The sequence below is a fragment of the Lentimicrobiaceae bacterium genome (assembly GCA_023227965.1).
In the GTDB taxonomy this organism is placed as follows: Bacteria; Bacteroidota; Bacteroidia; order Bacteroidales; family JALOCA01; genus JALOCA01.
The window spans coordinates 1-15,530 of record JALOCA010000023.1 but is presented as its reverse complement, the minus strand read 5'-3'; the positions used below and the strand labels follow the sequence as shown (position 1 = coordinate 15,530).

General features: G+C 35.8%; 12 protein-coding genes. 6 read left to right on the top strand and 6 right to left on the bottom strand.

Annotation, left to right across the window (positions count from 1 at the left end):
- Positions 1–8: 8 nt before the first annotated feature.
- From M0R21_08810 to M0R21_08800, 3 genes are read left to right on the top strand one after another with little or no spacing between them, the layout of a single operon-like run.
- Positions 9–2,090, top strand: a complete 2,082-nt coding sequence (locus tag M0R21_08810) for a hypothetical protein (GenBank protein ID MCK9617919.1) — start codon at positions 9–11, stop codon at positions 2,088–2,090.
- 55 nt (positions 2,091–2,145) lie between these two features.
- Positions 2,146–3,387: a M48 family metallopeptidase gene (locus M0R21_08805; protein ID MCK9617918.1), complete on the top strand. Its 1,242-nt coding sequence runs from the start codon at positions 2,146–2,148 to the stop codon at positions 3,385–3,387.
- Positions 3,380–5,770 carry a transglycosylase domain-containing protein gene (locus tag M0R21_08800; GenBank protein ID MCK9617917.1) on the top strand — a complete coding sequence of 797 codons (2,391 nt, stop codon included), beginning with the start codon at positions 3,380–3,382 and terminating at the stop codon, positions 5,768–5,770. Before M0R21_08805 ends, M0R21_08800 begins: the two co-directional genes overlap by 8 nt.
- An 8-nt stretch (positions 5,771–5,778) precedes the next feature.
- On the opposite strand, the gene M0R21_08795 is transcribed toward M0R21_08800, so the two are convergent.
- Both M0R21_08795 and M0R21_08790 read right to left on the bottom strand, forming a co-directional pair.
- A complete protein-coding gene (locus M0R21_08795; protein MCK9617916.1) occupies positions 5,779–7,089 on the bottom strand; it encodes a 2-oxo acid dehydrogenase subunit E2 in 1,311 nt (436 codons plus the stop codon).
- Positions 7,090–7,172: 83 nt separating this feature from the next.
- A complete protein-coding gene (locus M0R21_08790; protein MCK9617915.1) occupies positions 7,173–9,140 on the bottom strand; it encodes a glycosyltransferase family 2 protein in 1,968 nt (655 codons plus the stop codon).
- A gap of 153 nt (positions 9,141–9,293) precedes the next feature.
- On the opposite strand from M0R21_08790, the gene M0R21_08785 reads away from it, so the two are divergent.
- Together M0R21_08785 and M0R21_08780 are read left to right on the top strand one after the other, a co-directional pair.
- Entirely contained in the window at positions 9,294–11,210 is a 1,917-nt protein-coding gene (locus tag M0R21_08785; protein MCK9617914.1) for a RecQ family ATP-dependent DNA helicase, read from the top strand.
- Positions 11,200–11,775, top strand: a complete 576-nt coding sequence (locus M0R21_08780) for a DNA-3-methyladenine glycosylase (protein ID MCK9617913.1) — start codon at positions 11,200–11,202, stop codon at positions 11,773–11,775. The genes M0R21_08785 and M0R21_08780 overlap by 11 nt, the downstream gene beginning before the upstream one ends.
- Positions 11,776–11,816: 41 nt before the next feature.
- Here M0R21_08780 and M0R21_08775 read toward each other — a convergent pair whose 3' ends face one another.
- The 3 genes from M0R21_08775 to M0R21_08765 form a co-directional block, all read right to left on the bottom strand.
- On the bottom strand, positions 11,817–12,089 hold the full coding sequence (locus M0R21_08775) for an HU family DNA-binding protein (GenBank protein ID MCK9617912.1): 273 nt from the start codon (positions 12,087–12,089) through the stop codon (positions 11,817–11,819).
- Between the two features lie 163 nt (positions 12,090–12,252).
- The gene (fmt, locus tag M0R21_08770) at positions 12,253–13,224 is read right to left on the bottom strand and encodes a methionyl-tRNA formyltransferase (protein ID MCK9617911.1); all 972 of its coding nucleotides are present in this window, start codon (positions 13,222–13,224) and stop codon (positions 12,253–12,255) included.
- 60 nt (positions 13,225–13,284) lie between these two features.
- On the bottom strand, positions 13,285–13,977 hold the full coding sequence (locus tag M0R21_08765) for a tetratricopeptide repeat protein (protein ID MCK9617910.1): 693 nt from the start codon (positions 13,975–13,977) through the stop codon (positions 13,285–13,287).
- Between the two features lie 106 nt (positions 13,978–14,083).
- Here M0R21_08765 and M0R21_08760 point away from each other — a divergent pair, with 106 nt between their 5' ends.
- Positions 14,084–14,785 carry an RNA methyltransferase gene (locus M0R21_08760; GenBank protein MCK9617909.1) on the top strand — a complete coding sequence of 234 codons (702 nt, stop codon included), beginning with the start codon at positions 14,084–14,086 and terminating at the stop codon, positions 14,783–14,785.
- Here M0R21_08760 and M0R21_08755 read toward each other — a convergent pair.
- The coding region (locus tag M0R21_08755) for a Mur ligase family protein (protein MCK9617908.1) at positions 14,782–15,530 on the bottom strand (749 nt) is incomplete at its 5' end. The genes M0R21_08760 and M0R21_08755 overlap by 4 nt on opposite strands.

Here is a 15,530-nt window from a genome sequence, read left to right as displayed (position 1 = left end):
CTGGAAAAGTGAACATAATTACGGAATCTTCATTCTGGTTAATTGTTTTTTGTCTGCTTGCCGGATTTGTGTTTACCTTTATATTGTATTTTAAAAATAAAAAAAACGATTTTCCGCCCCGTTTGCTTCGGATATTGGCGATACTTCGTTTTGTTTCGGTAACATTCATAGCCTTTTTATTGCTTTCACCTATGCTTATGGCTGTTATCCGGAGGGTAGAAAAACCTATTATCATCATAGCACAGGACAATTCCCATTCATTGCTTTTATCTGTCGATTCTGCATTTTACCGGACAGCATATACAAAAAAGATTGATAGCCTCGCGCAGCAATTAGCTTCAAAATACGATGTAAAACGATATACTTTCGGCAATAGTATCTCTGCAAATAACACTCCTGATTTTTCTGAAAAACAAACAGATATTTCACAGCTATTCGATGAATTACTTACACGATATGCCAACCGGAACGTAGGAGCTGTGGTTATAGCCAGCGATGGGATATATAATAAAGGAAAAAATCCTGTTTACGCATCCGACGTCTTTCAATATCCTGTTTTTACCATCGCTATGGGCGATACCATTCCCCCAAAAGATGTGCTTATTTCGCGGGTGGATTACAACCGGATTTCTTTCTTGGGAAATACTTTTTCCATAGAAGTTACCATAACCTCGGCAAAATGCAAAGGAAGCCAGGTACAACTTACCATCAAGAGAGGGAAAGAAATTCTTAGTTCTCAAAACCTGAATATAAACACAGATACCTATCAGCAAACATTTACCCTGCAATTAAAAGCCGATAAACCCGGTTTGCAACATTACCATATCAGTATTTCGCCTACCCTCGGTGAGATAAGCAAAGACAATAATTTTTTGGATATTTTTATTGAGGTGATTGACAGTAAACAAAAAATTCTGCTTTTGTATAATTCTCCCCATCCAGATATCGGATCCATTAAAAAGGCACTTGAAAGTAACATGAATTATACGGTGGATGTTCTGCGGGTAAATGAATTGAATCAGGCGCTTTCAAAATACAATTTAATCGTTCTGCATCAACTCCCTTCTGTTTTTCAGCATACATCTGCTCTTTTCAGGCAAATTTCGCAGCAGAACATCCCTGTACTTTACATAGTTGGAGCACAAACAGATATTTCCGGATTCAATCAACAAAACAACGTTACCAAAATTCTTGCGGCAAAAACCAATTTTAATGAAGCATTACCGGTTTTCAATCCTCATTTTCCTTTTTTCACTATCGAGAACGATTTGAAACAGTTAATAGAAAATTCCCCTCCATTAATTTGTCCCTATGGCGATTATAAAACATCCAATGCTTCAGTAGCCTTGTTTTATCAGAAGATAGGCAGTGTAGCCACCGAAAAACCTCTTATCCTTTTTAACAATAAAATGGGAAATAAAACCGGCATCATCGCAGGAGAAGGTATTTGGAAATGGAGAATCAACGATTATGTAAAGAACAATTCCCATTTGCTTTTCGACGGTTTTATCTCGAAAATTATGCAGTATCTCACTGTAAAAGAAGATAAGGGCTTTTTTAGGGTCAATGGGGACAATAAATATTTTGAAAATGAGCAGGTAGAATTTTCAGCAGAAGTGTACAATAACAGTTACGAACTCATCACAACCCCGGAAGTAAGCATAGAAATCATGGATTCCTCAGGAAAAAAATATCCGTATACATTTTCAAAGACTTCGCAAGCATATTATTTGAACGCCGGCAGTTTTCCACCGGGAAATTACACTTTCAGATCGCAGGTAAAGTTAAACAATAGAATAGAAACGAAAACAGGTACATTTGTTGTAGTTCCCCTAAATATTGAATCCATAAATACCGTTGCTAATCACAACATGCTTTATACACTTGCAAAAAACCATCAGGGAAAAATGTTTTATCCTTCCGAAATCACAAAACTATGTGAAACACTTCGTAATAGAGAAGATATAAAAAATATTTCTTTTTTACATAAAAAATATGTTAATTTTAATAATATTTTTTTAATTTTATTATTAATACTTACACTGTTAAGCACAGAATGGTATTTACGAAAAAGAGCAGGAAGTTATTAACACTATTACTAAAAGTAATGCAATCAGTGTATAAGCATTTTTTATAATTATTTATATGGCAGCTCTCATTTTTAATATTATTATTGGTATTGTTATCATAAGTTTCCTTTTTGAGAGGATAATGGAATGGCTTAATACTACCCAAAGTAACGGAATGCTACCTGACAAACTTGCCGGAATATATGATGCCGAAAAATATCGTAAACAACAGGCATATGAAAAAGAAAACTATCGTTTTAGTTTTGTATATGATACCTTTTCATTTTTAATTATGATTGCGATGCTACTATTGGGAGGTTTTGCCTGGCTCAATTCCTTACTGCAAACATATACAATGAATCCTATCTTGCTTGCGATTTTATTTTTTGGTTTCATAGGATGGGGCGCCGATATTCTTTCCATTCCTTTTTCTGCATACCATACTTTCGTTATTGAGGAAAAATTTGGATTCAATAAAACTTCGGTGAAAACCTTCATCCTCGACAAGATAAAAATGTGGCTGCTTGGAGCCGTCATCGGGGGGGGCATTCTTGCACTTATAGTTTTCATTTACACGGCAACCGGGCAATGGTTCTGGGTACTCACCTGGTTGGCAATTTCGTTGTTTAGCATCTTTATGACCATGTTTTACTCAACACTTATCGTGCCCCTGTTCAACAAACAAAAGCCACTTGAAGAAGGAGAGCTGCGCAATGCTATCGAAGATTTTGCACGCAAAACCGGTTTTTCTCTTGATGCTATTTTTGTAATTGACGGATCAAAACGTTCTGGAAAAGCCAATGCATACTTCAGCGGTTTGGGTCGCAAAAAACGTATTGTTCTCTACGACACTCTTATCCAACAACATACTACCGGAGAATTGGTTGCAATACTTGCTCACGAAATCGGGCACTATAAACTGAAACATACCACTAAAAGCATGCTCCTTTCTGTGGCACATACAGGATTACTACTTTACCTTGTTTCGCTTTTTATTTCTTCTCCCTTGCTTTCCCAAGCTTTGGGAGCAACAACAGAAAGTTTTCACATAGGTATTCTTGCTTTTGGTTTATTATACAGCCCTCTTTCCACCCTGACGGGTATTGCCTTAAATAAACTTTCGAGGAAGCATGAATACCAGGCTGACATATTTACAGGAAATAATTACAATGCAGAAACGCTGATAAATGCATTAAAAAAATTATCTGTTAATAATTTGAGCAACCTTACCCCCCACCCTGCTTATGTCTTTATTTACTATTCGCATCCTACACTTCTACAACGAATTATCCATCTTGAAAAGATAAATAATGAATAAATTGGTTAAAATAAAAATATATAAAGGAATTAGCTTTACCTGGAATTACATTAAAAGTCTGCAAATAGGCAAAAAACTCCGGGGATTCTTTTCTGTTTCAAGAGAGCTTCCTTTATACAAAAAAATACTTTGGCGTTTATTGCATTTTTTTATTATATTTATTATTTTTCTTTTGCTGGTTGATTTTAATTTTCTCTGGTTTTTCGGGAAATCACCTCACATTCATCAGATATATAATCCTGACCTGAAAATTACTTCCGAATTATATTCTTCCGACGGTAAGCTTATTGGTAAATATTTTGATGAAAACCGTATGCCTCTGAAATATGAAGAAATACCTCAAAATATTATCAATGCGTTAATTGCAACAGAAGATGTACGTTTTTATGCTCATCATGGAGTTGATTTGCGTGCTACTTTTTCCATCCTTTGGTACATGAGTAAAGGAGAAAAACGGGGCGGTAGTACAATTACACAGCAATTAGTAAAAAATTTGTTTAAAACCCGCGAAAATTATTCAAGAGGTCTATTAGGATATATTCCGGGTGTAAGAACAGTAATATATAAAATGAAGGAATGGATTGCTGCTTTTAAAATTGAATTGCTGTACAGCAAAAAGGATATATTAACTATGTATTTCAATACCAATGATTTTGGAAGTAATACCTTTGGACTAAAAACAGCGGCGAAAACTTTTTTCGGAAAAAAACCATTACAACTTAATGTTGAAGAATCAGCTGTACTGGTGGGTTTATTAAAAGCCCCGACTTATTATAGCCCGGTTTTGCATCCTGAACGGGCTCTCGAACGCAGAAATATTGTGCTATCCCAATTACAAAAATATAAATTTATTAGCCCTGCAATTTGCGATTCGTTAAGTAACACGAAGTTAACTCTACATTTTTCAGCACAAGGCAATAGCGACGACGATATAAGTTACTTTCGGGATGCTGTAAGTAACTATCTGAAAACATGGCTGAAGGAAAATAATTTTAATTTGTACGAGGATGGATTGAAAATATATTCAACCCTTGACTCAAAAATGCAAACTTATGCCGAAGAAGCAGTTTCAGAACATATGAAACGGTTGCAGAAACGCTTTTTTCAGCATTGGGAAGGAGAAAATCCCTGGGTAGATGTTGATAACAAGGAACTTCCTGATTATATTAACAATATTGCCAAAAGAACTAAGCGATATGCATTATTGGTGAAAAAATTTGGAAAAAATTCTGATTCATTGACATATTATATGAATCTTCCCCGAAAAATGACGGTCTTTACCTGGGATGGAGACAAAGATACTACGCTGAGCCCAATGGACTCTATCCGGTATTACAACCATTTCCTTCATGCCGGTTTTATTGCTATTGACCAACATACAGGCTTTGTAAAATCATGGGTAGGAGGAATTAATCATAAATATTTCAAATTTGATAATGTACGCCAAACCAAGCGCCAACCGGGTTCTACTTTTAAAACTTTTGTTTATACGGCAGCAATGGAAAATGGGTATGGACCCTGCGATATCATGCAGGATATTCCGGTTACTTACGATTATATTGAAAAAGGTGTAAAAAAAGTTTGGCAACCTCACAATGTTGAGTGGGAATTTACCGGGCAATCTGTAACGTTAAAATATGCTTTTGCAAAGAGTATCAATTCAATAGCAGTGCAGATTACCAAAAAATTAGGTTGGCGGAAAGTTATTGAGTATGCAAAAAAAATGGGTATAAAAACTCCTCTTGAGGATGTTCCTTCCGTATGCCTGGGGTCAAGCGATGTTTCATTGCTCGAACTAGTAAATGCCTATTGTCCAACAGTTAATGATGGTTATGCCATCGAACCGGTTTTAGTTACACGAATAGAAGATAATAAAGGAAACGTACTTTACGAATATAAACCGGAGAAAAAACGGGTCATTTCGCAGGAAGCAGCCTTTTACATGTGCCAGATGTTGCAGGGTGGGCTTCACGAACCCGGAGGAACTACCCAGGCGCTGTTTGAGTATGATTTATTTCGCTCAAAAATTGAATTTGGCGGGAAAACAGGGACGTCTTCCAACCACAGTGATGGGTGGTTTGTGGGAGTTACACCTAATCTTGTAGCAGGTGCATGGGTGGGTGGCGAAAGCCGGAGTATTCATTTCAGGACTGCCGAATTGGGTGAAGGATGCCATACGGCACTTCCAATTTATGGTTTATTCTTTGAAAAAATACTCGGAGACCCCCATTTCGATTATCTAAAGGAACACTTCCCAAAACCCGATATAAATATTACAAAATCATATACATGCCATACTTATCTTCCGAAAAACGACAGCCTTAGTTCTGATACACTTACCGGAAATAATTCCATGTTAAAGGAAGAAGAGGAGAACCCATAAAAGGAAATTTATACTTTTCGGTTGATATCAAAGCCCTCAAGAAGCTCTGCCATCCGTTTTAAAAACATTCCACCCATAGCACCATCAACAACTCTGTGGTCGTACGATAAAGATAAAATTACTCTGTGCCTGATAGCAATCACATCGCCATCAGGGGTTTCCAGCACAACCGGCTTTTTTACTATGGCACCAATTCCCAAAATAGCAACCTGCGGCTGATTGATAATGGGTGTGCCTGTAAGGCTTCCAAAAGTACCTAAGTTTGTGATTGTAAACGTTCCTCCCTGAATATCATCGGGCAACAGCTTGTTATTTCTTGCTTGATAAGCTAAACGGTTAACATCTTTCACCAATCCTAATAAATTTTTCTGGTCGGCATTTTTAATCACGGGAACAATCAGATTTCCATTGGGCAAAGCTGTTGCCATCCCGATGTTAATATTTTTTCGAAGAATTACGTTATAACCATTCACCGAAGCATTTACACCTGGCAGGTCGCGAAGTGTTTTGGCCGCGGCTTCAATAAAAAATGGGGTAAAAGTTAGTTTTTCACCTTCATTCTTTAGGAAAATATCTTTGTTTGCATTACGCCATTTCACAATAGAAGTAGCATCCACTTCGTGAAAAGAAGTAACATGCGGAGAAACCTGCTTCGACATCACCATATGATCGGAAATTAATTTGCGCATCCTGTCCATTTCTACCACAATATCGTCAGTTCCGGCAATTACAACAGATGTAGTTTTTAACACCGGCGGATTTTCCTCCGTGCCAAGCGCCCGATCAGCCAAAGTTGATGCACCCTTAGTGGCTAAATAATTGATTAAATCATTTTTAGTTAACCTACCCTCTGCCCCGGTTCCGGGAACTTTTTCCAATATACCTAAGGAAATAGCTTCTTTTTTAGCAATATTTTTTACTAATGGAGAATAAAACCTGGCAGAAGTAGGCACCTGTTTATCAGTACCTATTAAAGTATGTTGATTGTTTTCAACTATTTCAGTATTTGTATCCCGGATTATTTCCTGAGAAGTTTTCGCCAAACCTTGCGCTTTATTTGTTTCCTCAAACAAATCTCCTGCCATATCAATGAGTGCTATCACTTTACCAACGGCAACAGTCTCTCCTTCTTTAAAAAAAATTTTTTTTAGTATGCCCTCAACAGGTGAAGGAATTTCAGAATCAACTTTATCGGTTGCAATTTCTACCAGAGAATCGTCCTCGTTAACTGTGTCGCCAACTGTTTTTAACCATTTTGTTATCGTGGCTTCTATGATGCTTTCGCCTAATTTAGGCATGATTATTTCGAACATTGCCATTATGAAAGTGTATTTTTATCAAATAATTACAAAAAAGAATTGCATTCAAAAAAAATAACAAACTTTCACAAAAATTGTTTTGTTCAGACTCTGCCAAGCATTGAAAAACCCTTATAAAAAATTTTTATTTCGTTGTTGATCTTGAAATCACGGGCATACAACAGATTCAGCCTGTTGATAGTTTCATTATCCAATGAAATATTCTGAACAGCGTTTAAAGGGGAAAGAATTCCTGTTCTGAGTTTTGGCAAATGTAACACGGAAATTTCATTGTCTGTATAATATCCCACCCATGTCCGGTTTCCCAAAAGTACCCTTATACAATTCATTAAAAAACCGAGTGGTTTCTTCTGAAAAAAAGCAACAACGGGCGAAAATATTATTAATAAAATGGATGTTATTAAATCAAACAGACGTTTATTCCGGCGATTGTTAATTTTTCCGATAGAGTTAATATCAATGATATACAAATCTCCGGAAGTATTGATGGATTTACTGCCTATGATAGAGAGGCTTTCGGGGGGAGCTATTTTACATTCGACTTCCATTGTCTGGAATTCAGATATTTTGTCAATAATAGTATGGGCAGGTATATCTCTGGCGCAAAAAATCACTTCATCAATCTGATAAATAGTAATAATATCCTTCAGTTGCGACAAATTACCAATCCAGCCTTCTATCGTTTCCGGATTCGTCTCCTGACTTACAAATCCAATAAAACCCGGGTTTATGTAAGTATTTCGTAATAATCCGGCAACCCTTTCCGCTTCTTCTTTTTCTCCCGCAATAATAAAACGCAGGTTCCGGTTTGTGCTGAGCCTGAAACCTTTTATTTTTGTAAATGCAAGTATTACACGATCAAGCATCATTGAAAGTAATGCCCATCCTCCCCCCAGCAGCAGCAATGCTCTTGAATATCTGTAATGCTCGGGTAAAAGTGCATAAAAAACCAGTATAAATACAGTACCGGCAAATATTCCCTGCATTGTTTTTGACAACCTTAATGGTTTGTCGTAACCGCCGCAGATAAGCACCGAAAGTATCCAGATACAGAGGTACGCCGGAACAACAATTGTCATATATTCAGGTGGATAATGTCCGCCATAACTATAAACCTGGTACTTTTCCCAATAGTTTTTGAAGAAAAATATCCCAGTAAAAATTAATCCGGCATCAAGAAACGGAAGGAATATCTTTTTGAAAAAACGGCTGATAAGGGCTAAAAAAGCCCTTAGATATATAGCAGTATGTATTAAGAACGAAAAAAAGGTCGCATTTTGTTTTGAAAAATGTTTGCGTGCAAAAATTATCATTGCATTATAAAAGGTAAAAACATAATTTACACTGCTTTTTTTAGTGCTTTCCCCTTTGTAATGAATAATGCGGGTTTCCGGAAAGTAGTAATTTTTCTTTCCCGACTGCTGAATCCGGAACGAGAGGTCAATATCCTCTCCATACATAAAAAAGGTTTCATCAAGTAAGCCGACAGCATCAAGAACGCTCTTCCTGATCATCATAAATGCTCCGGCAAGAATATCTACTTCCGCAATTTTATCTTTGTCAAGATGCCCTAAATGGTATTTCCCAAAAGTTTTTGATCTGGGGAAAAGCTTTGCAAGTCCGAAAACTTTATAGAAAGCCACCATGGGCGTTGGTAACCCTCTTTTCGATTCGGGAAGAAACCGTCCGCTACCGTCAACCATTTTAACACCCAAACCGCCGGCATCAGGATGCGAGTCCATGAAAAAGAGTGTTTTCCTGAATGTTTCGTCTTCCACTATGGTGTCAGGATTCAGTAGCAATACATATTCTCCCTTTGCTAATCGCAATGCCTGGTTATTGGCAACCGAAAAACCTTTATTTTCTTTATTTTCAATCAAATGTACAAATCCAAATTTTTCCCTTACCATGGCACAGGAACTATCTACGGAATTGTTATCCACAACATATATCTCTGAATCAATACCTTCTGTTGCCCTAATCACAGAATGCAGACATTGCTCCAAAAAATATTTTACATTATAATTTACGATGATTACAGATAGTTTCATCAATTATTGGTATTCGAATTGCCAAAAATACGTATTTAATAATTGTCAGACAAAAGTTTGCCAATAGCATTTTCCAACATTTTTAATTAAAATCGCATTAATTCAGTTTAAGAAACTCCAAATTTTGTACTTTCGTATAAAGTTTTATGCATAATGCCACTTCGAAATCTGTTGCTTAAATATTGGGGATTTTCTTCTTTTCGCCCTTTACAGGAAGAAATAATCCATTCGGTAATGGAAGGAAAAGATACCCTTGCACTTATGCCTACCGGAGGGGGAAAATCCTTGTGTTTTCAAATTCCTGCATTAGCTCTTGAAGGTGTATGCATTGTAGTTACGCCTCTTATAGCGCTCATGAAGGACCAGGTAGAGAACCTGACAAAAAAAGGGATAAAAGCCAGGGCTTTGCATTCAGGTATGCACCATTTTGAAATGGAAGTAGTTTTCAACAATTGTATTTATGGAGATGTGAAAATTTTATATATTTCTCCCGAAAGGTTAGAAAACGATATTTTCAAAGAGGCGCTGAAAATAATGAAAGTATGCCTTCTTACAGTAGATGAAGCCCATTGTATTTCGCAGTGGGGATACGATTTCAGGCCTTCCTATCTATCCATTGCAGCCATTCGGGAATACCTGCCCAACATACCTATACTGGCGCTTACAGCCACTGCAACACCAGAAGTGGTTATAGATATCAAAGAAAAACTATCATTACGAAACCCTATTTTTTTTCAAAAGAGTTTTGTAAGAAAAAATCTTACCTATGTGGTTTTAAAAGAAGAAGATAAGCTCAACCGCCTTCTAAGGATTGCCAGATGGGCAGGAAACACGGGAATAGTGTATGTTCGTAACCGTCGAAAGACTAATGAACTGGCAGCTTTCCTCGAAAAAAATGGTATTAGCGCCACCTTTTACCATGCGGGTCTTGATATGAAAACCCGTGAAGAACGACAAAACGCATGGACTAAAAATCAAAAAAAGGTAATGGTTGCCACCAATGCTTTTGGTATGGGTATTGATAAAGCCAATGTACGTTTTGTCGTACATGCCGATGTTCCTGATTCATTGGAAGCCTACTTTCAGGAAGCAGGAAGGGCAGGTCGTGATGAACTTCCCGCTTACGCAGTTTTAATGTACAATGAAAGCGATATTGCTGAATTAACCAATAGTTTTGAACTAACTTACCCACCCATTGAAACCATACTGAAAGTTTACCAGGCTTTATGTAACTATTTTCAAATAGCTTTAGGTGCAGGTAAAGACATGGCATTCCCTTTTGATATAAATCAATTTTGCAATAATTATAATTTCCAGTCCACCGTAGTTTACAATACATTAAAAATTCTTGAAAGAGAAGGGTATATCATTGTCAGTGATGCCGTTGGAACTCCTTCACGCATTTGTTTTCGTCTACAAAAAGATGAATTGTACCGCTTTCAGGTCGAAAACGGACGGTTCGAGGCATTTATTAAACTAATTTTACGATCTTATGGAGGAGTGTTTTCTGAATTCGTTAAAATTAGCGAAACCGAACTGGCAAACAGGGGAAGTATACATAAAGAAGATGTAATTAAGTATTTGCATTCGCTACACAAAATGCAGGTAATTGAATATATCCCTCAGCCTGACTCTCCTGAAATCATCTTTGCAATAGAACGTCTTGATAATCAATATATAACTATTTCACAAGCAAATTACGCTCAAAGAAAGCAAGCAGCATTCCAAAGGCTTCAACATGTTATCAGTTATATCAGTTCAACAAACCGTTGCCGGTTACAAATACTTCTGGAATATTTTGGAGAAAAAAACGGCAAACGTTGTGGAACCTGTGATGTTTGTGTTGAACGAAATAAAGCAGAACTTAGCGAATTGGAAATGGATACTATTATTCAAATTATTAAGCCCCATCTGAAACGCTATCCAATGGATATTATACAGATTACCAGCATAGTTCACGGAATTTCCGAAGACAAGGTACTTAAAGCCATTCAATGGCTAAAAGAAAACGGGAAAATTTACACTTCTGAAAATAATTTATTTAGCTGGACAAAAGGAAATGAAGCTTAACCGGGATTTTTATTTACGAGACGGTGTAGTGCAAATTGCAAAAGACCTGTTAGGAAAAAAATTAGTTACCTGTTTTACTGGAGAAACAGTCTCAGCAATTATCACAGAAACAGAAGCTTATAAAGGAATTGTCGATCGTGCATCCCATTCATATGGAGGCAGATACACTCCCTGCACCAAAATCATGTACCAAATTGGCGGCACAGCATATATTTACCGGTGTTACGGAATACATTCCCTGTTTAATGTAGTAACCAACAAAGAAGGTATTCCCGATGCTGTACTTATCAGGGCAGTGCAATTTTCAGTACCTAACCCGATTGTAGTAGCAAGGAATCAAGGTAAAAATATAACCAAACAAACGGCAAACGGGCCCGGGAAATTAAGCGTATTGTTAGGTATTCATAGTTCACAAAGTGGCGAAGACCTTCTTGGTAACCGGATTTGGATTGAAAGCACACCCTTACATCCTGACGAAAAATCAATAATTACTTCACCAAGAATAGGAATATCTTACGCTGGGGAAGATGCTCTCCTCCCCTGGCGTTTCATTTATAAAATCTGAAGAAGAATACAAACAAATGTATCTTCCTCAGATTAAATAATTTACTTCACTCCTTTAGCTAATTCATTACCAGCTTTGAATTTTATTACTTTTTTAGCAGGGACTATCATACTTTTCCCGCTTCTGGGGTTACGTCCCTGTCTTGCAGGACGATTAATGACTTTAAAAGTTCCAAATCCTTTCATAGTAACACTTTCGCCACTTTTTAAGATTTGTGTAATCACGGTGAATACATTTTCTAGTGCTTTTTTGGACATAACCTTGGTAAACCCGGATTCTTTTGCAACGGCATCAATAATTTCCGATTTTTTCATTTTTCTCAATTTTTTATGAATAAAAAGGTAAAGCTATTGCAAATATAGCCTTTTTCTAATAAAAATTTATGATATTGCTATTAGTGCAACTTTATTGTTAATAAAAAGGCTGTTTTGTTTATAACTTTTTTAAATTTATTAACCTAAAATTCCCATAGACACTCTAAAATGCCGTCCAAAGGTTATTAACAGAAAAACCATTCAAAAAATCAGCAGAAGACAACTTTTTTTTCCCAGAAAGCTGTAACTCGGTAATCCTTAACCAACCGTTAGTGCAAGCCAAATACAAATTAATATTGTTTTCTACAATTACAGTACCTGGAGTTGCTATTTGCTTATTTGTTATTTTTTCTGCCCGAAATATTTTAATAATAAATTTTTCACCTTCATGTGAATTTAATTCTGTAAAAGCCGCTGGGTAAGGGCTCAATCCCCTGATAAAATTATATACAATGTTTACATCCTGATTCCAATTAATTTTACAGTTTTCCTTAAATATTTTCGGAGCAATTTTTCTATTTTTATCATTTTGTAAGAATGTTTCCTGGGTAAAGGTAACTACGGCATTTTGCTGTAGTATTTTAACCGTTTCCAGTACAACTTCTGCTCCTGTATGCATTAATCTATCATGCAATTCACCTGCAGTTTCCTCAGGAAAAACAGGGACTTCCTTTCTCAAAATAATGTTGCCCGTATCTATAGTATTGTCAATAAAAAAGGTAGTAACCCCGCTGACTGTTTCCCCATTTATAATTGCATGATTAATCGGGGCTGCGCCTCTGTAATCAGGCAATAAGGAAGCATGCAGGTTAACGGTACCCAAAGGAGGAATGCGCCATACAACTTCTGGGAGCATTCTATAGGCTACTACAATAAAAAGGTCAGCATGTAATGATATAAGTTCCTTAATAAATATTGGATTTTTAAGATTATCTGGTTGCAAAATATGCAGGTGATGATGTAACGCATATTCCTTTACATCTGACATCCTTAGCTTCTGCCCTCTGCCCGCAGGTTTGTCAGGCGTTGTAACTACACCAGAAATCGTATAATTGTTTTTTAACAAAATCTCGAGGGAAGCCACGGCAAAGCGGGGAGTTCCCATAAAAACGATATGTACGTCCTTTTTCATCATAAAAAAAATCCTGATAGGCAAATATCAGGATTTATATTGAAAAGTAATTACTTTACAGTTTTATTTATTTTCAAGCATTCCTTCTGCTCTGGCTATATAACGTTCAATATCACGTGCAACGGCACTTTTGGGAAATTCAGTTTGAATTTTCTTATAAGTATCCAAAGCTTTCTGGTAGTCCTTCATTTTTTCGTATGTCAATGCTACTTTAAAATAAAAAGCAGGAGAGGTCAGGTCATTGGTTTTCTTTTCAGCAGCTTTAATATAATATGCCAATGCTTTATCAGTCTTTCCTAATTCCATGTATGCATCACCAAGAGCACCGACTGCCATTGGGGCTACAAATTCATCATCACCATTAAAATCCTCAAGATAATCAATAGCTTTTTCAAATTGTCCTTTTTTCAGAAAGCAGATACCTGTGTAATAATGTGCTAAGTTTGCAGATTTAGTAATACTGTAGTCCTCAATGATTTTTAAAAAACCTGAATAATTTCCGTCCCCGTTTAAGGCTTTATCCAATGAGTCTTGTTCAAAATACTTCTCAGCCATAAACATTTGAGATTGTGCTTCTTTTTCACGAGGTGCCAAATAGAATTTTTTGAACCCGAAATATCCTAACAATACCACAAGAATTATTCCTATCACTATAGAAATAATTTTGCGATTTTTTTCAATGAATAATTCCGTTTTTCCTAAGGCGTCTTCTACTGCCTGAATTTTTTCTTCTGTAGCATCGGTTTTTTTTGCCATAGTTATTAAATTTGAGCGGCAAAATTAATTTTTTTTATTCATTCTTGAAAATTTTTTATTTTTCGCCATTATTTCATTAATTATGTTTTAATTAACACATATTCTCATGCACAAAAACCTTTCTTTTACCGCAAAACAGCAGATGTCAGATTATTTATCTTCTTTCATTACATCTGAACGAATGCAGAAATTTAATACTATAATAGAAAACAGAACAAAATATTTTTCAATAGTACTTGAAAATATTTTTCAATCCCATAATGCAAGCGCCGTTCTTCGCAGTTGTGACTGTTTTGGAGTACAGGATGTGCATATCATCGAAAACTCCAATCATTTTGAGATAAATTCCGATATAGCACTGGGAGCAAGTAAATGGCTAAGTTTATACAGATATAAACAAAAAAAGGATGCCTCTACATTCTGTTTGCAACAGTTAAAGGATAAAGGGTACCGCATAGTTGCTACTGTTTTGCACAAGGATGCTTATTCGATTGATACACTACCCATTGACTCCCCATTTGCTCTGGTTTTTGGCACTGAACTTAATGGGCTTTCAGAAGAGGCATACAAACAAGCAGATTATTTTGTTAAAATTCCAATGTACGGATTTACAGAAAGTTTTAATATTTCTGTTTCTGCTGCAATAAGCATGTTTTATTTTGCAAATAAGATAAGAAACCAAGAATTATCATGGAAACTTACTCAAGAAGAAAAAATAGATGTTTTACTTTTATGGATGAAAAATTCAATTAAAAAAAGTAATTTATTAGAACAAAAATTTTTAGAAGAATATAATTTAAAATTTTAATAATTCTTTAATAGTTCTTTAAATACATTTCCCCTCTCCTCAAAATTTTTAAACTTATCATAGCTTGCTGCAGCAGGTGAAAGCAGGCAAATTGTATTTTTACGAGTATACTTCATAGCCAATTGAATAATTTCTTCATAAGATTCCGTAAACAAATATTTTTTTTCTTTTTCATTCAAAAGATATGAAATCCTTTTTCCGGCATCCCCTGTACATATTATATTCTGTATCTCTGACGCAGCAATAAAATCCACTAATGGCTGATAATTTATTCCTCTGTCAAAACCTCCAACAATAAGTGTATCAACTGTTTTAAGTGTTTGTACTGCCCGAATGGTCGCCTCCGGTATTGTAGCAATTGAATCATTATAAAAATGTATGCCACAAAATACACCAATATATTCCAAACGATGTGGCAGAGGAGAAAAACTATTGATTCCGGCTGAAATATCAGAATTTTTAATATTCAACAAATTACACACAATTGCAGCCGCCATTATATTTAATATATTATGCTCACCCAGTAATTTCCTTTTATCTTTCAGATTGTAAATTTTTTCTTCTAAGTTATTATTAGTAAAAATAAGATAGTTATCCTTTATTTTCATACCTCTTTCAGGTACATTGTCAAGCGAATAACCATAATAATTTCTTTGTAACGAATTTTCCCTTATCATATCACCAATCTGATAATCATCAAAATTATAAATTAGATTTCCATCCTCCTTTTGAAAACGAGTGATAT

Excerpts from the sequence above, each read along its gene's own strand:
- M0R21_08805 (MCK9617918.1), top strand. The coding sequence starts at position 2,146 with ATGGCAGCTCTCATTTTTAATATTATTATTGGTATTGTTATCATAAGT.
- M0R21_08800 (MCK9617917.1), top strand. The coding sequence starts at position 3,380 with ATGAATAAATTGGTTAAAATAAAAATATATAAAGGAATTAGCTTTACC.
- M0R21_08795 (MCK9617916.1), bottom strand. The coding sequence starts at position 7,089 with ATGGCAATGTTCGAAATAATCATGCCTAAATTAGGCGAAAGCATCATA.
- M0R21_08790 (MCK9617915.1), bottom strand. The coding sequence starts at position 9,140 with ATGAAACTATCTGTAATCATCGTAAATTATAATGTAAAATATTTTTTG.
- M0R21_08785 (MCK9617914.1), top strand. The coding sequence starts at position 9,294 with ATGCCACTTCGAAATCTGTTGCTTAAATATTGGGGATTTTCTTCTTTT.
- M0R21_08780 (MCK9617913.1), top strand. The coding sequence starts at position 11,200 with ATGAAGCTTAACCGGGATTTTTATTTACGAGACGGTGTAGTGCAAATT.
- M0R21_08775 (MCK9617912.1), bottom strand. The coding sequence starts at position 12,089 with ATGAAAAAATCGGAAATTATTGATGCCGTTGCAAAAGAATCCGGGTTT.
- fmt (MCK9617911.1), bottom strand. The coding sequence starts at position 13,224 with ATGATGAAAAAGGACGTACATATCGTTTTTATGGGAACTCCCCGCTTT.
- M0R21_08765 (MCK9617910.1), bottom strand. The coding sequence starts at position 13,977 with ATGGCAAAAAAAACCGATGCTACAGAAGAAAAAATTCAGGCAGTAGAA.
- M0R21_08760 (MCK9617909.1), top strand. The coding sequence starts at position 14,084 with ATGCACAAAAACCTTTCTTTTACCGCAAAACAGCAGATGTCAGATTAT.